The organism is Mycobacterium sp. NGS19 (genome assembly GCF_059813155.1).
Genome location: NZ_JCALEB010000007.1, coordinates 116,648 through 142,006, shown reverse-complemented (window position 1 = coordinate 142,006; position 25,359 = coordinate 116,648). Strand labels below are relative to the sequence as shown.

25 protein-coding genes and 1 pseudogene are annotated in these 25,359 nt (G+C 67.0%); 13 read left to right on the top strand and 13 right to left on the bottom strand.

The window, feature by feature from the left end; translation table 11 throughout:
* Window positions 1-20: 20 nt before the first annotated feature.
* A complete protein-coding gene (locus AC5Y4N_RS19740; protein WP_499911565.1) occupies window positions 21-1,187 on the top strand; it encodes a zinc-dependent alcohol dehydrogenase in 1,167 nt (388 codons plus the stop codon).
* 20 nt (window positions 1,188-1,207) lie between these two features.
* Window positions 1,208-2,605, top strand: a complete 1,398-nt coding sequence (locus AC5Y4N_RS19735; RefSeq protein ID WP_499911566.1) for an NAD(P)-binding protein — start codon at window positions 1,208-1,210, stop codon at window positions 2,603-2,605.
* Between the two features lies 1 nt (window position 2,606).
* On the opposite strand, the gene glnA is transcribed toward AC5Y4N_RS19735, so the two are convergent.
* Complete coding sequence (glnA, locus tag AC5Y4N_RS19730; protein WP_499911568.1) at window positions 2,607-4,046, bottom strand: type I glutamate--ammonia ligase; 1,440 nt, start codon at window positions 4,044-4,046, stop codon at window positions 2,607-2,609.
* Between the two features lie 94 nt (window positions 4,047-4,140).
* On the opposite strand from glnA, the gene AC5Y4N_RS19725 reads away from it, so the two are divergent.
* The gene (locus AC5Y4N_RS19725) at window positions 4,141-4,548 is read left to right on the top strand and encodes an RDD family protein (RefSeq protein WP_499911569.1); all 408 of its coding nucleotides are present in this window, start codon (window positions 4,141-4,143) and stop codon (window positions 4,546-4,548) included.
* A 17-nt stretch (window positions 4,549-4,565) separates the two neighbouring features.
* Here AC5Y4N_RS19725 and AC5Y4N_RS19720 read toward each other — a convergent pair whose 3' ends face one another.
* Genes AC5Y4N_RS19720 through sucB form a run of 5 tightly spaced genes read right to left on the bottom strand, consistent with a single transcriptional unit; the run spans window position 4,566 to window position 9,612 of the window.
* A complete protein-coding gene (locus AC5Y4N_RS19720) occupies window positions 4,566-5,318 on the bottom strand; it encodes a DUF4191 domain-containing protein (protein WP_499911571.1) in 753 nt (250 codons plus the stop codon).
* Between the two features lie 23 nt (window positions 5,319-5,341).
* A complete protein-coding gene (gene lipA, locus AC5Y4N_RS19715) occupies window positions 5,342-6,271 on the bottom strand; it encodes a lipoyl synthase (protein ID WP_499911719.1) in 930 nt (309 codons plus the stop codon).
* Window positions 6,259-6,918: a lipoyl(octanoyl) transferase LipB gene (gene lipB / locus AC5Y4N_RS19710; protein ID WP_499911573.1), complete on the bottom strand. Its 660-nt coding sequence runs from the start codon at window positions 6,916-6,918 to the stop codon at window positions 6,259-6,261. Before lipB ends, lipA begins: the two co-directional genes overlap by 13 nt.
* Window positions 6,919-6,930: 12 nt before the next feature.
* The gene (locus AC5Y4N_RS19705; protein ID WP_499911575.1) at window positions 6,931-7,839 is read right to left on the bottom strand and encodes a TIGR01777 family oxidoreductase; all 909 of its coding nucleotides are present in this window, start codon (window positions 7,837-7,839) and stop codon (window positions 6,931-6,933) included.
* Window positions 7,840-7,854: 15 nt separating this feature from the next.
* Complete coding sequence (gene sucB / locus AC5Y4N_RS19700) at window positions 7,855-9,612, bottom strand: 2-oxoglutarate dehydrogenase, E2 component, dihydrolipoamide succinyltransferase (protein ID WP_499911577.1); 1,758 nt, start codon at window positions 9,610-9,612, stop codon at window positions 7,855-7,857.
* 144 nt (window positions 9,613-9,756) lie between these two features.
* Here sucB and AC5Y4N_RS19695 point away from each other — a divergent pair, with 144 nt between their 5' ends.
* On the top strand, window positions 9,757-10,095 hold the full coding sequence (locus tag AC5Y4N_RS19695; RefSeq protein WP_499911578.1) for an oxidoreductase: 339 nt from the start codon (window positions 9,757-9,759) through the stop codon (window positions 10,093-10,095).
* Window positions 10,092-11,843, top strand: a complete 1,752-nt coding sequence (locus tag AC5Y4N_RS19690) for an SDR family oxidoreductase (RefSeq protein ID WP_499911580.1) — start codon at window positions 10,092-10,094, stop codon at window positions 11,841-11,843. The genes AC5Y4N_RS19695 and AC5Y4N_RS19690 overlap by 4 nt, the downstream gene beginning before the upstream one ends.
* 34 nt (window positions 11,844-11,877) lie before the next feature.
* Here the strand turns inward: AC5Y4N_RS19690 and AC5Y4N_RS19685 are convergent, their stop codons facing one another.
* Window positions 11,878-13,395, bottom strand: a complete 1,518-nt coding sequence (locus AC5Y4N_RS19685) for a leucyl aminopeptidase (RefSeq protein ID WP_499911582.1) — start codon at window positions 13,393-13,395, stop codon at window positions 11,878-11,880.
* Between the two features lie 61 nt (window positions 13,396-13,456).
* Between AC5Y4N_RS19685 and AC5Y4N_RS19680 the strand changes: the two genes are divergently transcribed.
* From AC5Y4N_RS19680 to AC5Y4N_RS19665, 4 genes are all read left to right on the top strand, one after another.
* Window positions 13,457-14,017 carry a hypothetical protein gene (locus AC5Y4N_RS19680; protein WP_499911584.1) on the top strand — a complete coding sequence of 187 codons (561 nt, stop codon included), beginning with the start codon at window positions 13,457-13,459 and terminating at the stop codon, window positions 14,015-14,017.
* Window positions 14,018-14,031: 14 nt separating this feature from the next.
* Window positions 14,032-15,348, top strand: a complete 1,317-nt coding sequence (locus AC5Y4N_RS19675; RefSeq protein WP_499911588.1) for a Dyp-type peroxidase — start codon at window positions 14,032-14,034, stop codon at window positions 15,346-15,348.
* A gap of 13 nt (window positions 15,349-15,361) precedes the next feature.
* Window positions 15,362-16,375: a hypothetical protein gene (locus AC5Y4N_RS19670; protein WP_499911590.1), complete on the top strand. Its 1,014-nt coding sequence runs from the start codon at window positions 15,362-15,364 to the stop codon at window positions 16,373-16,375.
* Between the two features lie 116 nt (window positions 16,376-16,491).
* On the top strand, window positions 16,492-16,710 hold the full coding sequence (locus tag AC5Y4N_RS19665) for a hypothetical protein (protein WP_499911592.1): 219 nt from the start codon (window positions 16,492-16,494) through the stop codon (window positions 16,708-16,710).
* Window positions 16,711-16,910: 200 nt separating this feature from the next.
* On the opposite strand, the pseudogene AC5Y4N_RS19660 reads toward AC5Y4N_RS19665, so the two are convergent.
* Window positions 16,911-18,057 (bottom strand): annotated as a pseudogene (locus AC5Y4N_RS19660) (adenylate/guanylate cyclase domain-containing protein).
* On the opposite strand from AC5Y4N_RS19660, the gene gcvT reads away from it, so the two are divergent.
* Together gcvT and AC5Y4N_RS19650 are read left to right on the top strand one after the other, a co-directional pair.
* Window positions 18,019-19,113, top strand: a complete 1,095-nt coding sequence (gcvT, locus tag AC5Y4N_RS19655; protein WP_499911594.1) for a glycine cleavage system aminomethyltransferase GcvT — start codon at window positions 18,019-18,021, stop codon at window positions 19,111-19,113. The pseudogene AC5Y4N_RS19660 and the gene gcvT overlap by 39 nt on opposite strands.
* A gap of 22 nt (window positions 19,114-19,135) precedes the next feature.
* The gene (locus AC5Y4N_RS19650) at window positions 19,136-20,242 is read left to right on the top strand and encodes a branched-chain amino acid aminotransferase (RefSeq protein WP_499911596.1); all 1,107 of its coding nucleotides are present in this window, start codon (window positions 19,136-19,138) and stop codon (window positions 20,240-20,242) included.
* Here AC5Y4N_RS19650 and AC5Y4N_RS19645 read toward each other — a convergent pair.
* The 4 genes from AC5Y4N_RS19645 to AC5Y4N_RS19630 are packed head-to-tail and all read right to left on the bottom strand — an operon-like array spanning window position 20,239 to window position 23,178.
* Complete coding sequence (locus AC5Y4N_RS19645; RefSeq protein WP_499911598.1) at window positions 20,239-20,961, bottom strand: adenosylcobinamide-GDP ribazoletransferase; 723 nt, start codon at window positions 20,959-20,961, stop codon at window positions 20,239-20,241. The genes AC5Y4N_RS19650 and AC5Y4N_RS19645 overlap by 4 nt on opposite strands.
* Entirely contained in the window at window positions 20,958-22,004 is a 1,047-nt protein-coding gene (gene cobT / locus AC5Y4N_RS19640; RefSeq protein ID WP_499911600.1) for a nicotinate-nucleotide--dimethylbenzimidazole phosphoribosyltransferase, read from the bottom strand. Before cobT ends, AC5Y4N_RS19645 begins: the two co-directional genes overlap by 4 nt.
* The gene (locus AC5Y4N_RS19635) at window positions 22,001-22,495 is read right to left on the bottom strand and encodes a bifunctional adenosylcobinamide kinase/adenosylcobinamide-phosphate guanylyltransferase (RefSeq protein WP_499911603.1); all 495 of its coding nucleotides are present in this window, start codon (window positions 22,493-22,495) and stop codon (window positions 22,001-22,003) included. Before AC5Y4N_RS19635 ends, cobT begins: the two co-directional genes overlap by 4 nt.
* Window positions 22,496-22,500: 5 nt before the next feature.
* On the bottom strand, window positions 22,501-23,178 hold the full coding sequence (locus AC5Y4N_RS19630) for a DUF3043 domain-containing protein (protein WP_499911605.1): 678 nt from the start codon (window positions 23,176-23,178) through the stop codon (window positions 22,501-22,503).
* A gap of 35 nt (window positions 23,179-23,213) precedes the next feature.
* On the opposite strand from AC5Y4N_RS19630, the gene AC5Y4N_RS19625 reads away from it, so the two are divergent.
* Together AC5Y4N_RS19625 and AC5Y4N_RS19620 are read left to right on the top strand one after the other, a co-directional pair.
* A complete protein-coding gene (locus AC5Y4N_RS19625) occupies window positions 23,214-24,290 on the top strand; it encodes a glycerate kinase family protein (protein WP_499911607.1) in 1,077 nt (358 codons plus the stop codon).
* 64 nt (window positions 24,291-24,354) lie between these two features.
* Entirely contained in the window at window positions 24,355-24,717 is a 363-nt protein-coding gene (locus AC5Y4N_RS19620) for a HesB/IscA family protein (RefSeq protein ID WP_499911610.1), read from the top strand.
* Window positions 24,718-24,720: 3 nt separating this feature from the next.
* On the opposite strand, the gene AC5Y4N_RS19615 is transcribed toward AC5Y4N_RS19620, so the two are convergent.
* Complete coding sequence (locus AC5Y4N_RS19615; protein ID WP_499911613.1) at window positions 24,721-25,356, bottom strand: Rv0361 family membrane protein; 636 nt, start codon at window positions 25,354-25,356, stop codon at window positions 24,721-24,723.
* Window positions 25,357-25,359: the final 3 nt, after the last annotated feature.

Sequence of the window (25,359 nt, the reverse complement as noted above, 5' to 3'; positions counted from 1 at the left end):
GGACCCAGGGAGGAACGCTGATGCGAGCGCTTTGTTGGAACGGTGTGAACGACCTGTCGGTCGAGACGGTTGACGACCCGACGATCATCAACCCTCACGACGTCATCGTGCGGGTTCGACTGACCACCACGTGCGGTTCGGATCTTCATTTCATCGACGGCTATCTGCCGGGCATGCGTGAGGGCGATGTGTTCGGCCACGAGTTCATGGGTGAGGTGGTCGAAGTCGGGCGGGAAGTGAGCAAGACCCACGTCGGTGACCGCGTGGTGGTGCCGTCGTTCGTCGCCTGCAACCATTGCACGTACTGCGAGCGAGGCCTGTATTCGCTGTGCGACACCAGCAACCCGAATGCCGAACTGCTGCAACCGATCCTGGGCTATCCCTGTGGGGGCGTGTACGGCTATACGCATCCGTTCGGCGGCTACGCCGGCTCGCACGCCGAGTACATCCGGGTGCCATTCGGAGACGCGAACTGCTTCGCGATTCCCGACTATGTGACCGACGAGCAGGCACTTTTCATGTCCGACGCCGTGCCAACCGGCTACATGGGCGCCGACTTCTGCGACATCAGTGCGGGCGACACCGTCGCGGTGTGGGGAGCAGGCGGCGTCGGGCTCATGGCCGCACGCAGCGCGCTGCTGTCCGGCGCCGATCGGGTGATCGTCATCGACCGGATACCAGAACGACTCACCCTGGCGCAGAGGCTGGGCGCCGAAACCATCGACTACGCCGCGGTCGACAGTGTGCAAGAAGCACTGCGCGACAGCACCGGCGGCCGTGGGCCCGACGCCTGCATCGACGCTGTCGGCATGGAGGGGCATGGCACCGGCCTTCAGCAGCTTTACGACCGGGCCAAGCAGATGTTGAGAATGGAGACCGACCGGGCCAGCGCGTTGCGGCAGGCAATCCACGCCTGCGGCAAGGGCGGCACCGTCGCCGTCCTCGGCATCTACGGGCTGACCGACAAGTTCCCGATGGGAATCGTCACCAACAAAGGGCTGACGCTGAAATCGGCCCAGCAGCACGGGCAGCGCTACATCGCCCAATTCTTCGACTATGTGCAGCAAGGCGACCTGGATCCGTCGGTGCTGATCACCCATGACATGCCGCTGGACGACGGTGTTCGCGCCTACGACATGTTCAAGAACAAGAAAGACGGCTGCATCCGCGTGGCGCTACGGCCCTAGTGCGTAGCGTGGGCGCAATCATGACCGCGACCCAGACCGATTACCTTGTCGTGGGGGCGGGCGCCATGGGGATGGCGTTCGTCGACACGCTGCTGGCCGAGACCGACGCGACCGTCGTCCTGGTCGACCGAGGTCATCAGCCAGGCGGCCACTGGACCTCGGTCTACCCGTTCGTGCGGCTGCATCAGCCGTCGGCGTATTACGGCGTCAACTCGTGCGCGTTGGGCACCGACCGCATCGACGAAAGCGGCTGGAACGCGGGCTTCTACGAGCTCGCGACCGGCAGCGAGGTGTGCGCCTACTACGAGCGCGTGATGCGTCAGCACCTGCTTCCGACGGGGCGGCTCGCCTACTTCCCGATGGCGGAATACTTGAGAGACAACCGCTTTCGCACACTTGACGGCGCCGAGCATGCGGTGAACGTGAGCCGTCGGCTCGTGATCGCCAACTACCTGGAGACAATCGTGCCGGCGATGAGGGAGGTCCCGTTTCCGGTCGCCGACGGCGTCGACGTGGTACCTCCCAACGAGCTGCCTCGGCTGGCACGCCGGCACGACCACTACACGATCGTCGGTGCCGGCAAGACCGGAATGGACGCGTGCCTGTGGCTGATGCGCAACGGCGTGTCGGCCGACCGGCTGCGCTGGATCATGCCGCGCGATTCCTGGCTGCTCAACCGTGCCAACGTGCAACCCGGGCCTTTGTTCGCCGACCAGCTGAAGGCCAGCATCGCGGCGCGCATGCAAGCGATCTCCGCCGCGACATCGATCGAGGACCTGTTCGCGCGGCTCGAAGACGCCCAAGTTCTGCTGCGGTTCGACCCCTCGGTGTGGCCGACCATGTACCACTGCGCCATCGTCTCGCTCGCCGAACTCGAGCAGCTGCGCCGGATCGACAACGTGGTGCGCCTCGGTCACGTGCAACAGGTGCAACATGATGCGCTGGTCCTCGAGCACGGCACCCTGCCGGCGCCGCGGACGCTGTACGTGGACTGCACGACGGGCGGGCTGCCCCGGCCGCCGTCAGTGCCGGTGTTCGACGGCGACCGGATCACCCTGCAGAGTGTTCGCGGCTGTCAGCAGGTGTTCAGTTCGGCGCTGATCGCGCATGTCGAGGCGGCATATCCCGACGACGACTCACGCAACGCGTTGTGCGAGCCCATTCCGCACCCCGACGAGCCGATCGATTGGCTGCGAATCACCATGTCCGACAACGAGAATCAGTTGCGCTGGCTGCAGGACAGCGCGCTGACCGAGTGGCTGGAAACCGCCCGGCTCAACGTCCTGCAGGGGTTGTTCGCCGACCTGCCGGACAAACCGCGTGTTCGGGAAAAAGCCATCGGGCTCATTCGAACGACGTTGCAGGCCAGCAACCGCCGGCTGGCAGAACTGATGCACAGCGCGGCGGCGGCGCGCTGACCTAGACGTCGAAGTAGAGTGCGAACTCGTACGGATGCGGCCTGATCTGCACCGGCTCGATCTCTTCTGTGCGCTTGTAGTTGATCCACGTCTCGATCAGGTCGGGCGTGAAAACGCCGCCCTCCGTGAGGTATTCGTGATCCTCCTCGAGGCGGTCGATCACTGCTGACAATGACGTGGGCGCCTGGGGGATGTTTGCGGCCTCGTCCGGCGGCAGCTCGTAGAGGTCCTTGTCCACCGGAGCGTTGGGCTCGATCTTGTTCTTTATGCCGTCGAGCCCGGCCATCATCATCGCCGAGAACGCCAGGTACGGGTTGCCCGAGCTGTCAGGGCAGCGGAACTCCAGCCGCTTGGCCTTCGGGTTGTTGCCGGTGATCGGAATGCGCACGCACGCCGAGCGGTTGCGTTGGCTGTACACCAGGTTGATCGGCGCCTCGTATCCGGGCACCAGCCGCTTGTATGAGTTGACGGTCGGGTTGGTGAACGCCAGCAGCGACGGCGCGTGGTGCAGGATCCCGCCGATGTAATGGCGGGCGGTGTCCGACAGGCCGGCATAGCCGGACTCGTCGTAGAACAGCGGCTCGCCGTCCTTCCACAGCGACTGGTGGGTGTGCATGCCCGAGCCGTTGTCGCCGAACAGCGGCTTCGGCATGAACGTCACCGTCTTGCCGTGCTGCCACGCGGTGTTCTTGACGATGTACTTGTACAGCTGCATGTCGTCGGCCGCGTGCAGCAGCGTGTTGAACTTGTAGTTGATCTCGGCTTGGCCGCCGCTGCCGACCTCGTGGTGGCTCTTCTCCAGGACGAAGCCAGCGTTGATCAGGTTCGTGGTCATCGCGTCGCGCAGGTCGACGTACTGGTCGTTGGGTGCGACAGGGAAGTAGCCGCCCTTGTGGCGAACTTTGTACCCGCGGTTCGGGCTGCCGTCGGCATTGGTGGGCTCGCCCGTGTTCCACCAGCCCGAGATCGCGTCGACCTCGTAGAACGCGCCGTTGGCGCGGTTCACGTCGAACGACACCGAGTCGAAGATGTAGAACTCGGCCTCGGCGCCGAAGTAAGCAGTGTCGGCGATGCCGGTGCTCTTGAGGTAGTTCTCGGCCTTGCGGGCGACATTGCGCGGGTCACGCGAGTAGGGCTCCAGCGTGAACGGGTCGTGCACGAAGAAGTTCAGGTTCAGCGTCTTGGCGGCGCGGAACGGGTCGATTTTGGCGGTGCCGGGGTCGGGCAGCAGCAGCATGTCGGACTCGTGGATGGACTGGAAGCCGCGGATCGACGAACCGTCGAAGGCCAGTCCCTCTTCGAACACCGTCTGGTCGAACGACGACGCAGGAACGGTGAAGTGCTGGACGATGCCGGGCAGGTCGCAGAATCGGACGTCGACGTATTCGACCTCCTCGTCGGCGATCAGCTTGATCACGTCATCGGGTGTCATATCTGCCACTGTTGGAGGTCTCCTTTATTTCTCTAACCCGCGGCCGACGCTAGGGAGCCGATGTTGCACGCCAGTCAACCGTATGTTGCGCCGACGTTACGCAATGGAACAGCCGGGCTCTATGGTGGGGCGCATGGCGGTGGATAGCGGCATCGCGGTGGCCTCGTTCGGTCGCCGGCTCGCGGCGCTGGCGGTCGACTGGCTCATCGCCTACGGCTTGGCCGCACTAGCCCTGGCCGTGGGCTTGCTGACGCAGGCCGCGTTGTCAACCGCCGTGCTCGCCGTCTGGTTCGTCATCGGCGTGATCTTCGTGCGGCTCTTCAGCTTCACACCGGGCCAGTTCGCGCTCGCTCTGATGGTGGTGTCCACCGACCACCGACGTCATGTAGGGCTCGGCCGCGCAGTGGTGCGCGGGCTGCTGATCGCGTTGGTGGTGCCGCCGTTGTTCGTCGACTCGAACGGCCGCGGGCTGCAAGACCGGCTTAGTGCCACCGCGGTGGTGCGGCGGTAGCAGCCGCGAGCGAGAACTCAGCGCCGACGGACCGTGCGCTGTACGTTGCGCATCTTCGCCTGGCTGGGCAGCGGACCCTTCGGCATCTGCGCCGCGCCCGCACGGCTGCTTAGTGCGACCAGCCGCGACTCCAGCGAATCCATCTGCTTGGCCGTGATGTTGGCCGGCAGCTTCGTCAGATGGCGCTCCAGCTTGGCCAGCGGCACCTGACCCTCGCCGTTGCCGACGATGACGTCGTAGATCGGAACATCGCCGATCAGCCTGGCCGTTCGCTTCTTCTCTTGCGCCAGAAGCGGTTTCACGCGGGTGGGTGACCCCTCCGCGACCAGAATCACGCCGGGGCGCCCGATCACTCGGTGCACCGCGTCGAAGTGGCCCGTCGCCGCCACCCCGGGCGTAACCCGCCACTTGCCGCGCATGTTCTCCAGAGCCCACGCAGCCGCGCCGGTCTGTCCCTCGGCCTTGCTGTACACCGATTTCTGCGCGCGCCGGCCAAAGATGATGAACGCGACCAGGGCGCCCAGCACCACCCCGAGCGGAATAAGCGTCAACCCGGCGAGGCCGCCGAGGTAGAGGCCGGCCGCCACCGCGACGCCGACGATCAGCACGAACGCGCCGATCATGTAGGGCAGTAGCCGCTTGTCCTCTTTGCGCTGCATCTGGAACGCCTGCCACAGCTGGCCTCGGCGCTCTTTCGCGGCGGCCTTGCGGGCTGCCTTCGCCTCGGCTTTGGCGGCCTTGATGGCGTTGGGATCGCGGGTCTTGGCCATGCAGCCAAGAATACGGGTCGGGCTTACGCCCGGGCGCGGCCCGTGATCGCCTCCCGATACAGCCTCCCGGCCCGGTACGACGAGCGCACCAGCGGCCCGGCCAGCACCCCGGCGAAGCCCAGGCCGGTCGCGAACTCGGCGAGCTCGACGAACTCGTCGGGGTGCACCCAGCGGTGCACCGGGTGGTGGCGCACCGACGGGCGCAGATATTGGGTGATCGTGACGATGTCGCAGCCGGCGTCGCGCAGGTCGGCCAGCGCTGTGCGGACCTCATCCGTGGTCTCACCCAGGCCGAGAATCAAGTTGCTTTTGGTGACGAGCCCGTCGTCACGCGCGGCGGTCAGCACGTCGAGGCTGCGCTGGTAGCGGAACGCGGGCCGGATGCTCTTGAAGATTCGGGGGACCGTTTCGACGTTGTGCGCCAATACTTCCGGACGTGCGTCGAACACCTGCGCCAGCAGCTGCCGTTCGCCGTTGAAGTCCGGGATCAGCAACTCGACGCCGGTGCCGGGGTTCAGTTGCTTGATCTGTCGCACGGTCTCGGCGTAGAGCCAAGCGCCGCCGTCGGGTAGGTCGTCGCGCGCCACCCCGGTGACCGTGGCATAGCGAAGGCTCATCGCAGCCACACTTTCGGCGACCCGCCGCGGCTCGTCGCGGTCCAGCTCGGCAGGCTTACCGGTGTCGATCTGGCAGAAATCGCAGCGGCGGGTGCACTGCTCGCCGCCGATCAGAAACGTCGCCTCGCGGTCTTCCCAGCACTCGTAGATGTTGGGGCAGCCGGCTTCCTCACACACTGTGTGCAAGCCCTCGCGGCGGACCAAGTTCTTCAGCTCGGTGTATTCCGGGCCCATCTTGGCGCGGGTCTTGATCCACGGTGGCTTGCGCTCGATCGGTGTCTGCGCGTTGCGCACCTCGAGGCGCAGCAGCTTCCGCGGGGCGGTCATGGCATCGATGCTAGTGCCGGGCGGCCGTCCAGGACGGTGCACACCGCGTCGGCAACCCGGGACCGTACGTCGTCGACGCCGACGCGGCGCCCGAGTTCCCGACTGATCGAGGTGACACCCGCATCGGTGATTCCGCACGGCACGATCGACGAGAACGCCGCCAGGTCGCAGTCACAATTCAGCGCGAAGCCGTGCATGGTGGTGGCGCGCTGCACCCGCACTCCGATCGCGGCGACCTTGCGGTCCGGAGACCGCAGCCAAACTCCGGACCGGCCGTCGACCCGACCGGCGGCCAAGCCGAGCTCAGTGCACACGCCGATCAACGAATCTTCAAGGCGGCGAACGTATTTCACCACATCAATGGGGTCGGCCAACCGGATGATCGGATAGCCCACCAGCTGGCCGGGCCCGTGCCAGGTGATCTTGCCCCCGCGGTCGGTGTCGACGACGGGCGTGCCGTCTTGCGGGCGTTCGTGCGGCGCCGTGCGTTTTCCGGCGGTGTATACCGGCGGATGCTCGAGCAGCAACAACACATCCGGTCCGCCGTCGGCCCGGGCGGTGACCAGCTCCCGCTGCAGCTGCCAGGCCTGCTCGTAGCCGAGGGTGCCCAACTGACGCACCTCGATCGGTGCGGCACTGGCCCGGATCGAACGCATGCCTCGACGGTACTAGCGCACAGCGGCACCCGACACCGCGTACGACAGCGCCTCGCCGATCGTGTTGTGGTGGAACGTGAAACCCGCGCGCTCCAACGCCGCCGGGATGGCCCGCTGACCGGCAAGCAGCCCCTCGTCGGCGAACTCGCCTAGCAGCCGCCGCAACACAAACGCTGGCAAGGGCAGCGGAGTAGGGCGGTTCACCGCGCGGCCCAGCGCAGCAGTGAACTCGGCGTTGGTGACGGGCGCGGGCCCGGTGAGGTTCACGGGACCCGACAGCTCGTGCGACATCAGGAACAGCAGCGCCCGCACCTCGTCCTCGAGGCTGATCCACGGCATGTACTGGCGACCGTTGCCCAGCCGGGCGCCCAGGCCCAGCGAGAAGATCGGACGCAGCCGGCCGAGCAGGCCGCCGGTGGGGGAGAGCACCAGCCCGGTTCGCACCAGCACCACTCGGGCCCCGGCCTGCTGTGCGGGCAGGGTGGCAGCCTCCCAGTCCTGGCACAGCTGAGCGAGGAAACCCGTTCCGGCAGGGGCGGTTTCGTCGACCACCCGATCGCCGGTGTTGCCGTAATACCCCACGGCGCTGGCATTGATCAGCACCTTCACGCCAGCCTCGGCGACCGCGGTCGAGATCACCTCGGTGGGCGCGATCCGGCTGTCCCGCAGTTGCTGCTTGTAGGCGCCCGACCACCGCTTGTCACCGACACCCGCGCCGCACAGGTTCACCACTGCGTCGACGCCGTGCAGCGCCGCCGGGTCGAACTCGCCGGCCTGGGGATTCCAGTGCAGCTCGTCGGCGTTGGCCGGGGCGCGGCGCACGATCCGCACGACGCGGTTGTCCGACGCGCGCAGCGCGGTGACCAGTGCCGACCCAATCAGTCCCGACGACCCGGCGATCGCTATCAGTGCATCGGCCACGGTTTCGCGTCCCCGTCAGAGTCCCAGGTCGGCCTCGAACGCTCCCTCTTCCAGCCGGCGTCTGATCGTCGTCAAGAACCGTCCTGCGTCTGCGCCGTCGATCAGCCGGTGGTCGTAGGTGAGCGGCAGGTAGCACACCGAGCGAATGCCGATCGACTCGTTGCCGAGTTCGTCGACAATCACCCGCGGCCGCTTGACGATCGCGCCAGTGCCCAGCATCGCGGCCTGCGGCGGGACCAGGATCGGGGTGTCGAACAAGGCGCCCTGGCTGCCGATGTTGGTGATCGTGAACGTGCCGCCGGACAGCTCGTCAGGCTTCAGGTCGTTGCTGCGGGCACGCGCGGCGATGTCGGCGATCGCGCGGGCCAGGCCGGCCAGCGACAGGTCGCCGGCGTTGTGGATCACCGGTGACAGCAGGCCTTGCTCGGTGTCGACCGCGATGCCCAGATGCTCGGCGTCGTAGTAGGTGATCTCTTTGGTTTCCTCGTTGTAGCTGGCGTTGATGTTCGGGTGGATCTTCAGCGCGTCGATCACCGCTCGCGCGATGAACGGCAGGAACGTCAGGTTGACGCCCTCGCGTTCAGCGAACTCGTTCTTGGCGCGTGCCCGCAGCGCCACGATCTTCGTCATGTCGACTTCGTGGGTCTGCGTGAGTTGCGCTGTGGCTTGCAGAGATTCGCGCGTCTTCTTCGCGGTGATCTGACGGATGCGGCTGGCCTTTTGAGTGGTGCCGCGCAGATGCGCCAACGCCGGCGCAGGCTTTTGCTCGGCCGCCGCGGGCGCCTTGGGCGGTTGCGGCTGGGGCTGCTCTTCGGTGGCCGGCTCCTTCGCCTTCTCGGCGGCGGCCAGCACGTCCTGCTTGCGGATCCGTCCGCCGACCCCGGTGCCTTTGACCTTCGCAAGATCGACGTTGTGCTCGGCAGCGAGCTTGCGCACCAGCGGAGTGACGTACGGCTTGCCGTCACCGTCTGACGACGCCGCGGGTTCCTTCTCAGGTTCAGGTTCTTCCGTGAGCTCGGGTTCGGGTTCGGGTTCCGCTTGCTTCTCCGGCTCCGGTTTCGGCTCGGGTTTCTTCTCTTCGGGTTCAGGCGTTTTGTCTTCTGGCTTCTGGCCGCCGTCGGCGCCGGGCTCGCCGATTTTGGCCAGCTCACCGCCGACTTCCACGGTGTCGTCCTCTTCGGCGGTGATCGACAGCAGCGTTCCCGAAACCGGGGACGGGATTTCGGTGTCGACCTTGTCGGTGGACACCTCGAGTAGCGGCTCGTCAACCTCGACTTTGTCGCCGACCTTCTTCAGCCAGCGGGTGACCGTGCCCTCGGTGACCGATTCGCCGAGTTCGGGCATCTTCACCGAGGTCGTTTCACCGCCCCCCGACGACGCCGCCGGCTTGGTTTCGCGTTCCGGCTTGGTTTCCCCGGACTCCTCCGTCTCCTCGGCGGCCGGCTCGGGCTGCGCGCTCGGTTCCTCGGCCGGCTTCTCCTCTTCGGCACTCTCGGCGGCCTCGTCGTCACCACCCTCGTCGCCGCCGGCTTCGCCGTCCTCGCTGATGACCGCGAGCTCACCGCCCACCTCGACGGTGTCGTCCTCCTGCGCGACGATCTTTTTCAGCACGCCCGACGCCGGGGAGGGAATCTCGGTGTCGACCTTGTCGGTGGAAACTTCGAGCAGGGGCTCGTCGCGTTCGACCGTGTCGCCCTCTTGCTTGAGCCAACGGGTCACGGTGCCTTCGGTCACGCTCTCACCGAGTGCTGGCATCTGCACGGAGAAGGCCATATTTGTTGACTCCTCGAGCTCAGTCGGACGCGTCGACCTCTGGCTTACCACATCATCTTTGCCCACAACGCCCACTGCTGAACCCCTCGGGGTCCTCCGACAACGTGGCACTATCGAAGACGACGTGACAGGGGAGCCGTTTCGTTGGGATTGTTCGACAGATTTCGCAACGCGGGTCGCCGCGGCTCCGGCACAGACGCCGCGGATCATCGCTACCTGCTCGACTGGGCGCGCGCCCGCACCGGGGTGGAGGCGTACGTCGAACCACAAACCAGCGTCACCGATGTGACCGTGGTTCTGGTGGCGGCCGACGGGGAATGGACACGGCGACGGGTCGGCGGTGCGGCGGGCGCCCGCCGGCTGGGCGAGCAGTTGAGCATCCCCGTCTACGACGTGCAGCGGGTGGGCTATCCACAGCGGATGCGTGACTACGACGCCCGCCGCCGCGCCGCCCGCCGGCGCGCCTACGATGCCGACACATGACTTTCGTCCGCAGCGGTGACGTGGACATCGCCGTCTACGAGCAAGGCAATTCCGACGGCCCGACCGTGGTGCTGGCGCACGGCTGGCCTGACTCGCACGTGCTGTGGGACGCGGTGGTGCCGCTGCTGACCGACCGCTTCCGCGTGGTCACGTACGACAACCGCGGAGTGGGCCGCTCCTCGTCGCCCCGCAAGATCGCCGACTACACGATGGCCCGCTACGCCGACGACTTCGCCGCCGTGCTCGACGCCGTGAGCCCGAACCGCCCGGTGCACGTGCTGGGCCATGACTGGGGCTCGATCGCGGTGTGGGAGTACCTGTACCGCGACGAGGCACCCAGCCGCGCGGCGTCTTTCACGTCGGTGTCCGGACCGAGTCTCGACCACCTCGCGGCTTACGTGTTGGGAAACCTTCGGCGGCCCTGGCGGATTCGGCGCTTCCTGTGGGCGCTGGACCAAGCCGTGCGGATCTCCTATCCGATCCCCTTCTCCGTCGGCGCCCTGATTCCCGCGGTCGTGCGACTCATCTGTACCGAGCGCAATTTCAGCCGGCTGATCAGCGTGACCGAAGGCACGCCGCGCTCGCGGATGCACCACGCTGACACATTCGTCCGCGACGCCGCGAATTCGATGAAGGTGTATCCCGCGAACTTCTACCACGCGATCGCCAACGTGCGGTACGACCATTACGTCGACGTGCCCGTCCAGCTGATCGTCAACGCGCGAGATCAGTTCGTGCGCAAGCATTCTTACGACGACGAGTCACGCTGGGTGTCGCGGTTGTGGCGCCGCGACGTCAAAGCCGGTCACTGGTCGCCGTTCTCGCATCCGCAGGTGCTCGCCGCGTCGGTCGGTGAGCTGGTCGACGTCGTGGAGGGGCGGCCGCCGTCGCGGGCGATGCGACGTGCCGAAGTCGGCCGGGCGAGGAAGGAGTTCGGCGACACACTCGTGTCGGTCACCGGCGCAGGCAGCGGGATCGGCCGAGCCACGGCACTCGAATTCGCCCGGCTGGGAGCCGAATTGGTGATCAGCGACATCGACGAAGCCACTGTGCGGGAGACCGCGGCGCAGATCGCTGCGCACGGCGGGGTCGCGCACGCTTATACGGTGGATGTGTCCGACGCTGCTGCCGTCGAAGCGTTCGCCGACGAGGTGTGCGCCGACCACGGGCTGCCCGACATCGTGGTGAACAACGCCGGTGTGGGTCAGGCCGGCCGATTCCTGGACACTCCGGCCGAGCAATGGGATCGCGTGCTCGACATCAATCTCGGCGGCGTGGTGAACTGCTGCCGCGCTTTCGCGCGCCGGTTGGTGGAGCGGGGCACTGGCGGGCACATCGTGAACATCGCATCGGCGGCTGCGTTCGCTCCGCTGCAGTCGCTCAACGCTTATTGCACCAGCAAGGCGGCGGTGTACATGTTCTCCGACTGCCTACGCGCCGAACTCGACGCCGCCGGAGTGGGTCTGACCACCGTGTGCCCCGGGCCGGTGCAGACCAACATCGTCGGAACCGCGCGGTTCGACGCGCCGCCCGGCAAGGATGTCATTGTCTCCGGCCGGCGCAAACAGTGGGAAAAGTTCTTCGCCGCAAGGCATTACGGTCCCGAGAAGGCGGCGAAGGCGATCGTCTCGGCGGTGCGGAGAAACAAGCCGATCCGTCCAGTGACACCAGAGGCCTACCTGTTGTACGGCGCCTCCCGCGTTGCGCCGCAAGCGCTTCGCAGCACGGCGCGCGGTCAGGTCATCTGAGCCGCTGAGCCGCTGAGCCGCTGAGCCGCGAAGGTTAGCCGTTGGCGGCGATGTCCTCGAGGACTGCGAACATTGTGCGCGTCGGCACACCAGTGCCGCCCTTGCCGGTGTAACCCCACGGTGCGCCCGTGTTGTACGCCGGCCCCGCGATGTCCAGATGCGCCCACTGCACGCCGTCGGCGACGAACTCGCGCAAAAACGTTCCCGCGACCAGCATTCCGGCGTAGCGCGATCCGCTGACGTTGGCCAGGTCGGCGACCGTGGACTTGAGGTCATCCTTGAGTTCTTCGGGCAGCGGCATCGGCCAGCCGTTCTCGCCGACCTGCTGACTGAGTTCGGCCACCCGGTCGCGGAACTGGTCGCTGCCCATCACGCCTGGGGTACGCGCACCGAGCGCGACGGTCTGCGCACCGGTCAGTGTGGACGTCTCGATGAGATAGTCGGGGTTGTCCTCGCAGGCACGCACAATCGCGTCGGCCAGGATCAGCCGCCCCTCGGCGTCGGTGTTGAGCACCTCCACCGTGGTGCCGCCGTACTGGGTCAGCACGTCGCCGGGTCGCTGCGCGGCGCCCGACGGCATGTTCTCGGCCATCGGCACCGTGGCGATGACGTCGATCGGCAACCGTTGGCGGGCTGCGAGCACCGTGGTGGCGATCACCGCAGCGGCGCCGCCCATGTCGGAGGTCATGTGGTGCATGTTCTGTGCGGGCTTGATCGAGATGCCCCCCGTGTCGAACGTGATGCCTTTGCCGATCAGTGCGACGGTCTTGCCGCCGCGGCGTTTTGCGCCGCGGTACGTGAGCCGGACCAGCCGCGGCGGGCGCGACGAGCCCTTGCCCACGCCGATGATTCCGCCGTAGCCCTTGCGGGCGAGCACCTTCTCGTCGAGCACCTCGACCGCCAACCCGGCATCTGTCGCCAAAGCCTCTGCGCGAGAAGCGAATTCGGCCGGAAACAGATGACTGGGCGGGGTGTTGACGAAGTCGCGGGCGGTGGCGACCGCCGCCGCGATCGCGGTGGCGCGCTCGGCTTCGGCCTTGGTCGACGCCTTGGTATCCGGTGTCAGCACCGTGATCTTGCGCAGCCCCGGCTCCTTGGGCGCCGTTTTGGCGCTGCGGAACTCGTTGAACTTGTAGGCACCCAAGATCAGCCCTTCGACGGCGGCACCCAGATCCAGCGCCGACAGCGTCGTGATCACGGTCTGCGCCTTGTCCAGCGATCGGGCGGCGACTCCGGCGGCGCGGCGCACCTGGTCGGCCGGCCAGTCGTCTTTACGCTGCCCCAGGCCGACGGTGAGCACGCTGGCCACCGGCAGTGCAGGCACCACGACGCGGTGGAGCTGCCCTTCGCCGCCAGTGGCACCGAGCGCTGCCAGCGCATCTTCGATTGCGCGGACCGCGTCGGCGTCCACATACGGATGCGTGGCCAGCACCGTCGCACGCTCGTCAACGCCGGCGACCGGCACGAGCAGAACGGAGCCGGGCACACCCCGCTTGGGCAACGACGAACTGACAGCGACCGAGGGCGGTTGGTACCCGAATTGTGTGCTCACAGGAACCCACCCTAAATGCCTCACCGAGTGCTAGTGTCCGCTCACGGACCTGGGAGCGACGATGTCTGCCACAGAATTCGAGTGGACCAACCCTGCGGCGATGGCCATCCCGAAGGAGGGCTATTTCGAACTCGAGCGTGGTCGGTACGGCCCGGTCTTTCCGCGCACTCCGGCATGCTACGGCTTTTCGATCATCGCCAAGGTCAAGGAAGGGTGCGAGGACGCTATACGGGCTCACGGCAAGAAGATCGAGGAGGCCGTCAAGACGACCCCCGATGTGCTGGCGCCCCTGAAGCTGCACTATCTGAAGTGGCTGCTGTTCGATGTGGGCTCGGGTTTGCACTTCCAATACCAAGGCATCTTCGACACCGACTTCGACAAGTACACCGAGGATGCGGTGCAGTTGTTCAGCCAGACCGGCATCACGACCGTCTTCACCAACCTCGAGGGCTTCCCGGCAGATTGGAAGCAGAACCCTGCAGCGTTCGTCCAATTCGTCCGGGAGCATCACTTCCCCAGCTTCCTGGAGTACGGCGAGTACCCGTTCGTCACCGCTGACGAAATCAAGAAGGCGTTGCGGCTCAAGGCTGCGTTCTCCGACATGCTCGACCAGATGCAATGACCTGACGGCCGCCGATGATCGAGCTCGACGACATCCAGCACATCCTGCTGACCCGCACCCCTTCGATGACGGGCCGCTACGAATTCCTGTCGTTCGACGGTCCAGCCGGCGGTCGAGCGTGGCTGTCGGAACTAGTGGACGTCGTGGAATCTGCGGCGTCCGTGCCGCAGACGATGGACAACACCAAACGCTGGGTCACACTCGGCTTCACGTGGAATGGGCTGCGGGCGCTGGGTGTGCCGGATGAGTCGCTGGCCACCTTCCCGGAGGCCTTCCGCGAAGGTATGGCTGCCCGCGCTGACATCCTGGGCGACACCGGCCGGAACCATCCGAACAACTGGGTGGGCGGCCTGGCGGGCGCCGACCTGCACGCGATCGCGATCTTGTTCGCGCGTGACGACGCCGAACACGCACGGGCAACGGAAGCACATGACGACCTGGTAAGCCGGTGCGACGGCGTGCGCCGGATGTCGTATCTCGACTTGAATGCGACGCCGCCGTTCAACTATGCGCACGACCACTTCGGCTTTCGGGACCGGCTTTCGCAGCCGGTGATCGAGGGCTCCGGCCAAGATCCGACACCCGGTTCGGGTGCACCGGTCAAGCCGGGAGAATTCTTGCTCGGATATCCCGACGAGGTCGGACCTGCCACCAACCAACCACAACCAAACGTGCTGTCGCGCAACGGGACATACGCGGCATACCGGCGACTGCAGGAACATGTTGGGCTCTTTCGCGACTATCTGCGGCACAATGCGGACACCGCTGACGAGCAGGAACTGCTGGCCGCCAAGTTCATGGGTAGGTGGCGCAGCGGTGCCCCGCTGGTGCTGGCACCCGAAAAGGACGATCCGTACCTCGGCGCGGATCCTATGCGCAACAACGACTTCAACTACAAGGAGATGGACCCGTTCGGCTATGCCTGCCCGCTCGGAGCGCACGCGAGGCGGCTCAATCCACGCGACACCGCGCACAACGTGAACCGGCGCAGGATGATTCGCCGAGGGGCCACCTACGGTCCCGCGCTGGCAGACGGTGCGCCGGACGACGGGGTGGACCGCGGCATCGCCGCATTCATCATCTGCGCCGACCTCGTCCGCCAGTTCGAGTTCGCGCAGAATGTGTGGATCAACGACCGCACCTTCCACGAACTCGGCAACGAGCACGATCCGATCTGCGGAACGCAAGACGGGACAATGGAATTCAAGATCCCCACGCGTCCGATCCGCAAGGTCCTGAGAGGACTTCCGGCGTTCACCACATTGACCGGTGGCGCGTATTTCTTCTTGCCGGGTATCAACGCCATGCGCTATCTCGCAACACTTGGCTGATCGAAGGATGACCATGGCCACACTTGCCGCGCCGAGAACCTACAACCAGAGCCACATTCGGCGCCCGCACACCGATGGCCGGCGGATCAGCATCTACTGGACGTGGAGTTACCCGTGGGAAGCCCAACGCGATCCGGGCCAGATGTACAACCGGTTCTCCACCATGACCGAGGTCCGAAACGTGTTGTGGCCCAATTACGAAACCGAAGAATACGCGGCCGCGCACTTCCTGCAGGGCATCGCCGGAACTCTCGAGCTCTTTCACCGCTCGACGCTCGCGTTTCAGCAACTCGCGGGCGAAGCCACCGGTCATGCGGTTGCGGTGTTCCAGCGCATCGACCAAGCGGGCTACCAGTTGCCGATCGACGAACGCATTCTTGCCGACACCGACACCTTGATGGTGTTCGGGCTCGACCACATCCTCAGTGAACAAGAAGCCGCAGCAGACGAAATCGAGGCCATCCGAGCGTGGCTGACGCGAGAAGGCACCTGCCTGCTGCTGGCTCCACACCACGACGTCGGCTTCACCGATGACTTTTCACAACGCCAAGTCGAGTACCAGCATCACGGCGACCCGCTGGTGCCGCGGCAGCAGCGGTTCGGCCAGTACACGCGCTCGTTGATGAAAGCGCTCGACGTACCGGTCCACAACAAATGGGGACTGCGTCCGGCCGTCGTCGACGGGACCAACGAGATCGCACCGCTGACCGGGTTCCGCGACCTCGACGGGCCGAAGTTGCTGGAGAACGTGTCCACCCTCAACTTCCATCCGCATCTACCGCACTACGAGCTCACGGCCCCCGAAAGTGACTTCGTTCGCGTGCTGGGCCGCCAGCGAATCGATTGCCTGCGCCCCCATCCATACACGAGGGCAGGGAACACGGAATTCAATGCACTGATCTGGATGCCGCCTCGCGGCAACCGCGCCGGAGACATCGTGCTCGTCGACTCGACTAATTTCACCACGCTCTTCGGCGGCACCGACAGCCTTCAGAACCTGTGGCACAACCTCGCGACGATGAAGTGAGTGCATGCCGGCGCGGCGGCATAGGCGCTTTCTAGCCGGGCCGGCCCGGCCGATTGCCGGGTCTGCCGGGCAGCCCGAAGTCGGGTAATCCCGGGTTCGGTGGTCCCGGATCCACGATGACTGACAAATCGCCGGTGTCGCAGAGCCAGTCGTCCTCGCAGGGATACGGCCAGTACGGTCCGCTCGACGATGGCGCCGGGGCGTCGGCGCTGCGAACGTCGCCCTGGCTGCAGATGGTGGCGCCGCCGCTGCTGACGCATTCCGCCGCAGCGGACGGTGAACTGGCCAATCCAACGGTAGTAGCGGCGAGTGTCAGCACGCTCGATACGACATAGGTGAATGGCGTGGGCATATCTACCCCTTTGTCGCGGCGCCTTCAGCAAGCGCTGGCGACAAACTGTACGCGCATTTTCATCGTCGCGTCACCTGACTGCTCGTCGAAGGAGGTGACATCGTCGCTGATAGGTCATGCTCGTCATCGTGTAACCAACCTTCGAGGTATGGGTGCAATCGCCGCGACCAGTCAGGTCCAGCACTACCTCAATGCGCGACGCAGCTCGTACGCTGCAACCGGGGCGTGAAATCTCTTGAGCGTCAACGGATCCACGGCGACGGTGGCTTCGTCCGGCAGTTGCTCGTGCAGGACCTGCGTGACGAGGATCTGGCGGGGCTTGGCTGCGGCCACCAGCCGGGCCGCAAGGTTCACCACATTGCCGAAGTAGTCGCCGTTGATGGCCAGCATGTCGCCGTAGCTCAGCCCGGCGCACCTGCAGGCCTGCCTGCTGCGCCTTGGGGTGGTGAACCAGGTCAAGCGCGGTCTGGGCGAGCCGTTGCGGCGTCGGGCTGACCCACATCACCTCGTCGCCGATGAACTTCACCACCCGGCCGCCGCTGGCATGCACCACGTCGCTGACTGTGGCGTTGAACTGCGTCAACAACATCGACAGCTCAGCCGGCGGCAGCACCTGGGTGAGCGCGGTGAAGCCGGACAGGTCTGCGAACCCGACGCCGCACGCCACGCTGTTGGCTGTCGGATCACGAATGACGCCTTCGAAATAGGTTCGTGCGCTGGTCAGGTGATGGCGGTGAACCACGTCGATCAAGGCGGACAGACGGGGGATGAATTCTGCGACCGCGCGGTACGCCTGTGCGGTGGCGAGCTCGTCGTGCGTGTGATCCATCTGAATGTCGGGGCTGGCCGTGCGGACCACCGCCGACTCGGCCTCCGCGAGCCGCGCCATCGCCGAGCCCAACACCCGCAGTAGCCCCTGCGCGCCGTCCGCGCCCATCAGCGCCTTCATCTGAAACCACGCCGCCAGCGCGTCGACGTCGGCCTGGCTCAGCGTGAGCTGGTGGGGACCGGCCACCGTCAAGCCGAGCAGCGCCCAAGCATGGGCCACCTCGTCGACGGCCACACCCAGCGCCTCGGCAGCCGTGCCCAAGCTGTAGACGGGCGGCCCCGACCACTGCAGCACGTCGCCGGCCAGGCCGAACAGCCGGCCGCGGCGCTCGGCCTCGACCATCTCCTCGGTGGTGAATCCGAGGCTTTCCAGGTACTTGATCAGACCGGCGCGGTCGCGGGCATTCGCAATTCCGGCGGCTTCGAGCGCGTCGAAATCCACCACCGGTCTAGGGTATCGGCCGTGACGGACATACAGCACGGGCCGCTTGAAGACCGCCATCGCGAACTGGGCGCCACGTTCGCCGAATTCGGCGGTTGGCTGATGCCCGTGTCCTACGCCGGAACGGTGACCGAGCACAACGCCACCCGCCAGGCCGTCGGGCTGTTCGACGTCAGCCACCTGGGCAAGGCGTCGGTGCGCGGACCCGGGGCCGCGGAGTTCGTCAACTCCGCATTCACCAACGACCTCCGCCGCATCCGGCCGGGCAAGGCGCAATACACGTTGTGCTGCAACGAATCCGGTGGCGTCATCGACGACCTGATCGTCTACTACGTCGCTGACGACGAACTGTTCCTGGTACCGAATGCCGCCAACACCGCGGCAGTGGTCGCTGCTCTCAAAGCTGCTGCGCCCGAAGGGATCTCGGTGACGAACGAGCACCGATCATATGCCGTTCTGGCGGTGCAAGGTCCCCGGTCGGCCGATGTGCTCGCCGAGTTGGGATTGCCGGTCGACATGGATTACATGGGATTCGTCGACGCGCGGTTCGATGGCGTGCCGGTGCGGGTGTGCCGCACCGGCTACACCGGCGAGCACGGGTACGAGTTGCTGCCGCACTGGGACGCCGCGTCAGCGGTTTTCGACGCGCTGTTAGAGGCAGTGCGCGCAGCGGGGGGCGAGCCGGCCGGTCTGGGAGCACGCGACACGCTGCGCACCGAGATGGGCTATCCGCTGCACGGCCACGAGCTGTCACTTGAGATTTCGCCGCTGCAGGCTCGCTGTGGGTGGGCGATCGGCTGGCAGAAGGACGCGTTCTGGGGCCGCGACGCGCTGCTCGCCGAGAGGCAGGCGGGGCCGCGCCGCTTGTTGAGAGGGCTGCGCGCGACCGGTCGCGGCGTGCTGCGGCCCGAATTGACCGTACTGTCCGGTGACACTCCCGTGGGCGTGACTACGTCCGGAACATTCTCTCCCACATTGAAACTCGGCATCGGGCTGGCGTTGCTCGACACGTCTGCGGGCATCGAAACCGGACAACGCGTGGACGTCGACGTTCGCGGCCGCAGGCTAGAGTGCGAGGTCGTCGATCCGCCGTTCGTCGACGCCAAAACCCGGTAGCGCCCGGACGTACAATCGCCGCATGGAAACCGGCCCCCTCGAGTTCACCGTCGAACGCAACCCGCATCCGGCGAGCGACGAGCAGAGGACCGCGATCATGACGAATCCGCCGTTCGGCCTGCATCACACGGATCACATGGTGTCGATCGACTACACCGACGCTGACGGCTGGCACAACGCGCGGGTGATGCCGTACGGGCCGATCAAACTGGACCCGTCGGCGATCGTGCTGCACTACGCCCAAGAGGTGTTCGAAGGCCTGAAGGCCTACCGCTGGGCCGACGGGTCGATCGTCTCGTTCCGGCCTGAGGCCAATGCCGCCCGGCTGCGGTCGTCGGCGCGGCGGCTGGCCATTCCGGAGCTGCCCGACGAGGTGTTCATCGAGTCGCTGCGCCAGCTGATCGCCGTCGATGGCGCATGGGTGCCGCCGGCCGGCGGGGAAGAGTCGCTGTACCTGCGGCCGTTCATCTTCGCCACCGAGCCGGGGCTCGGTGTGCGGCCCGCCAAGCAGTACCGCTACATGGTGATCGCGTCGCCGGCCGGGGCCTACTTCCCGCGCGGTATCAAGCCCGTCAGCGTCTGGTTGTCCACCGAGTACGTCCGCGCGGCACCGGGTGGCACGGGTGCGGCGAAGTTCGGCGGCAACTATGCGGCCTCGCTGCTGGCTCAGGCCGAAGCCGCCGCCAACGGGTGCGACCAGGTGGTGTGGCTGGACGCCGTCGAGCGCCGCTACGTCGAAGAGATGGGCGGCATGAACCTGTTCTTCGTATTCGGCAGCGGCGGTTCGGCACGGCTGGTGACCCCCGAACTCACCGGCACGCTGCTGCCGGGCATCACGCGAGATTCGTTGCTGCAATTGGCCACCGACGCAGGGTTCACTGTCGAAGAGCGCAAGATCGACGTCGACGAGTGGCAGAAGAAGACCGCGGCGGGGGAGATCACCGAGGTGTTCGCGTGCGGCACCGCGGCGGTGATCACGCCGGTGTCGCATGTCAAATACAGCGACGGCGAGTTCACTATTGCCGACGGTCAGCCCGGCGAAGTGACGATGGCGCTGCGCGATACGCTCACCGGCATCCAGCGCGGCACGTTCTCCGACACGCACGGCTGGATGGCGCGGCTCGATTAACCGATAGCGAGGCCCAGCGCCGTCAGCGTGGTGGTCAACTCGATCGCCCCACCGAGCACGTCGCCGGTGACGCCGCCGAACCTGCGCACGCAGTGCGCCACCAGCAGCGCAGAGACGACCAGCGCCACCACCACGACAATCGGCCCCTGCCAGAGCCGTGGGGTGGCCAGTGCCGATCCAGCTGCCGCGACGAGCGTCCAGGCCACGACCACCGTCAGCGGCTGCGTGCCCGCCACCAGCCGCCCCAGCACGCTGCCCTGCGCCGCCGGTACGCCGCGCCGAGCCGCCCACACCGCGGCGACCCGCCCGGTCGTCACCGCCGTCACCACCGCGGCAGGCGAGATGTCGGCGTACGCCAATCCTTGGGCGACGACGATGACGACGACCGCGGCCACTCCGAACGGCCCCGCCGAGCCGTCGCGCATGACCGCCAGCGCGCGCTCGGGCGGCCCGTAGCAGCCGAGCGCGTCGGCGGTATCGGCTAGCCCGTCGACATGCAGGCCCCGAGTGGCGGCCAACAGCGCCGCGACCGTCAGCAGACCCGCCAGTGGGCTGTGCTGCCCGAACGCCCACTCAGCCGCCGAAAGCACCCCCGCTCCCAATGCGCCGAGTGCAACACCCACCAGCGGAAGAGCTGTGAGCGTGCCACGCCCCACCGTCGTCCCGTGCAGCGGCACCACGGTAGCGAACCCGAAAGCGCTTGCGACAGAACGGATCACGAGTTCGACGAGACCGAGGCTTCGTCGAACGTCGCCATCGACGCCAGCGTGGCGACCGCTGCCCGCAGGATCGGTAGCGCCACCAGCGCGCCGGTGCCCTCGCCGAGTCGCATGTCCAATTCGACGATCGGTTGCAGTCCGAGTCGCGCCAGCGCCAGCGCGTGCGCTGGTTCGGTGGAGCGGTGCCCTGCACGCCACCACTGCCGCGCACCCGGCGCGAGCAGATCAGCCACCAGCGCGGCGGCGGTCACCACGACGCCGTCGAGCAGCACCGGCGTGCGCCGCACCGCGGCCTGCGCATAGAACCCGGCCATCGCAGCGAGATCCGCACCGCCGCAGTGGGTCAACAGCGCGACCGGATCGCCAGTGTGGTGTCGCGCGCGGTACATCGCGTTGCGCACGGCGGTGGTCTTGCGCATCCAGGCGGCGTCGTCGATCCCGGTGCCGCGGCCCACCGCCGCCACCGGCTCGGTGTCGGTAATCGCTGTGACCAAAGCCGTTGCGGGCGTGGTATTTCCGATGCCCATATCGCCGGCGATGAGCAGGTCTGCGCCTGCATCCACCTCTTCGTCGGCGATCCGCCTGCCGGCTTCGATCGCGGCCCGGGCCTCATCAGTGGTCAGCGGGTCCTCGACCGCCAGGTTGCGGCTGCCGCGGCGGACTTTGTGCGCACCTACCTGCGGGCTCAGCGGCGTTTCGCAATCGACGGCGATGTCGACCACCCGCACGCCGGCGCCGGCGGCTGCGGCGAGCGCGTTGACTGCGGCGCCACCGGCGGCCATATTCGCCACCATCTGGGCGGTGACCTCCGGCGGGTACGCCGACACCCCGGCCGTCGCAACACCGTGGTCGCCGGCGAACACCACGACCCGAGCGCGTTCGAATTGCCTTGGCGGGCAGAGACCTTGACAGGCAGCCACCCACACCGACAGTTCCTCGAGCCGGCCGAGTGAACCGGGCGGTTTGGTCAGCGAATTCTGGCGCTTGCGGGCCGCCGCGGCGACCTCGGCGTCCGGCGCCGCGATGTCGGTGAAGTCGGTCATTTCACCGCCACCGGCTGTCCCGCTATCACCAGCACCACGCGCTCGCACACGTCGGCGAGGCGTTGGTTGAGCAATCCCAGCTCGTCGGCGAATCGCCGGCCGGATTCGGTGGCAGGCACCACGGTCAGGCCGACCTCAGGGCTGACGACGACCAGTGGCGCGGTGAAAGCCTCGATGGCAGAGAGCAATTCGCCAGCGTCGGACCGATCCAGGTCGGCCGCCAGCCAGCCGCCGACGTCGTCGACCAGAGTTGCAGTGGTGGGGTTCTGGCGCAATAGCGTTGCGACATCGAACGTTTCGACGGTCGCCCAGTGTCGCGGCCGACGGCTGCGATGCTTGACGACGCGCTCGGACCATGTGGGATCGGAGTTGGCAGCGGGCCCGGTGGCGACATAGCAGACATGTTCTTCTGCGCTCACCGACTCTGCGATCGCCGCCTCTGCCCATCGTGATTTGCCCGACCGGATTCCGCCGAGCACCAGTGTGCGCACGGCGCTCAGGTTACGGGATCGCCGCGCTTGACTTGCGGCCGCGGTGCCCGCATCCGGCGCAGCTGCGACGCGCGGCTCGCGGCGTAAAAGCCCAGCCGCCAACCTGATTCGGTATTCTTTGGAAACTTTGCGTCGACCAGCTTTTTCACTTTGCGGCTCAAGAGCACCGCGTCGACAAGCATGATCACCACCAACACCAGCATGCCGAGGGAAATCAGCGCGTTCATCTGCGGTGTCGGAATCGCCAGCATCAGAAACACCATGCCGAACGCGACCGGCATGAAAACACCGAGCAGGTTGCGCCGGGCGTCGACCACGTCACGCACGTAGCGGCGCACCGGCCCCTTGTCGCGGGGCAGCAGATAGCCTTCGTCGCCCGCCATCATCCGCTCTCGCCGCTGCGCCGACCGCTCGCGCTGCTCGGCGCGGACCTCCCGGCGTTCGGCGCGGGTCAGTTTGCGCCCCGCCACCTCCTTACGCCGCCGCCTGGCCTCCGCGGCGGTCATCGGGGCGGGAGCCACGGGTCCGCGGCGTCTGGCGGCGTCGCGTTTGGGCGTCGGCCGACCTTTCGGTGCGGTGGTCTTGCGGGTTCCCGGCTGCGCGGCAGAGTCGACGTCCGACTCGGCGGCATCACCGGCCGGCGGCTCTTCCGTCGACGGCTTCTTGCGGCCCAGCAGACTCACGCCGCCAGGGTACTTGCCCTTACAGTGCGGAGATCATGCGTGTGCTGATCGCTCCCGACTGCTTCGGCGACTCGCTGTCGGCCGTGCACGCCGCCGACGCGATCGCCGCCGGCTGGGCGCAGGCCCGACCCGACGACGAAGTGATCCGCGCGCCGCAATCGGACGGCGGCCCAGGGTTTGTCGACGTGCTGGCCAGCCGGCTGGGCGAGCGCAGGACGGCGTGGGTTTCGGGTCCGCTGGACGGCGACGTCGCGGCGAGCTGGGTGTTCGACGCCCCGACGGCGTATCTGGAATGCGCGCAGGCGTGCGGCCTGGCCCTGCTCGGCGGGCCGCCGACTCCACGGACCGCGTTGGCAGCGCACACCCGCGGGGTGGGCCAGCTGATCGGTGCGGCGCTGGACGCCGGAGCCGGCCGGATTGTCGTCGGCCTCGGCGGCAGCGCCACCACCGACGGCGGCCGGGGCATGGTGGACGCGCTCGCCGCGGACGTGAGGAGCACAGAAGGCTCCAGGTTGACGCGGGCGCGCGACCGGCTGGCCGGCACCGAGTTGATCGCGGCCACCGACGTGGAGCACCCGCTGCTGGGCGCAATGGGTGCCGCACGGGTGTTCGGCCCGCAGAAGGGTGCCGACGCACTCACCGTCGCCGTGCTCGAGGAGCGCATGACCAGGTGGGCGGACGAGCTGGACGCTGTCGCCGGCCGCCGTGTCCGCGACCTGCCGGGTGCCGGCGCCGCGGGCGGGCTCGGGGCCGCGCTGCTGGCACTGGGTGCACGCCGGGAATCCGGGGCTGCGGTGATCGCCGCGCACACCGGGCTGGCGCACGACCTGGCGGCCGCCGATCTCGTCATCACGGGCGAAGGCCGGTTCGACGATCAGTCGCTTCACGGAAAGGTGATCAGCGCGCTGGCCGCAGCGGCTGACGGCACCCCAGTGCTGGTCTTGGCCGGACAGGTGACCCTCGACGAGGTCACGCTGAGGCGGGCCGGCGTCGCCGCGGCATATTCGCTGGCGGAGTACGCGGGCTCGGTGGACGTGGCCATCGCCGACGCGACGAACCAGCTGACGGGAATGGCTCACAGGGCTGCGCTGGAATACGGGAATAGCGGCTGAACAAGGTACCGTTGAACACGTGAGCTCGAAGGTTCGGGCCAGTCAAGCTTGTTGAGGAGACGCAATGACTGTTCAGGGCGAGTCGGCTACCGGCACGGCCACCCATGGCGTGATCCTGACCGACGCGGCAGCCGCGAAGGCCAAGGCCCTACTCGACCAGGAGGGCCGTGACGACCTGGTCTTGCGGATTCAGGTCGAGCCCGGTGGCTGCGCGGGCCTGCGGTACAGCCTCTACTTCGACGACCGGTCGCTCGACGGGGATTTGACCGCCGAGTTCGGCGGTGTGACGTTGACGGTGGACCGGATGAGCGCGCCCTACATGCAGGGCGCCACCATCGACTTCGTCGACACGATCGAAAAGCAGGGCTTCACCATCGACAACCCGAACGCCACCGGATCGTGCGCGTGCGGGGACTCGTTCAACTGACGGTCAGTACTGACCCACGCCGCGCAGCAGGTACTGGCATACCAGCACTTGGTCGCCCTGGGACAGCAGCTGGGCGGTGGCCTGTTCCTGGCGTTTCTGCGAACCCCTGGTGAGCGGGATCACCTGCATCGTGAACAGCACCTGCGCCTGGTACTGCGACAGGTAGACGATCTTGTCGATCGACGTCACCTCGACGTTGGAGAACTGCTTGCGGAACGTGTCGGACAGCAGCCGCGCCAACGCCTGGTCTGACCGCTTGTCCTTGACCTTGTCGTACAGCCCGCACAGCGTATTGCGGGCGACGATGTCCGTATCGCCTCTCTCCAGCGCGGTGAGGTAGTTCTGGATCGCGGATTTGGCCGCGGTTTCGCTGATCCGTCCGCCCACAGCGGTGCTGCTGTCGCCGGAGCCCTCGTTGACCGCATACACCACCGCAGTGACTGCGCCGGCCACCACGGCGAGCACCACCAGCACCGCCAGTACCAGCCGCCAGCGGCGCCGGCTCGGATACGGCACCGGTGGCGGCAGCGCACCGGGGTACACGGATGCGGCGGCGGGCTGATCTGGCCTGGGGGACGGGTCGCTATAGTTCGACGGACTAAGGGCAGGGTCGGAGTACTGCTGGTACGGGCCGGCCATGGT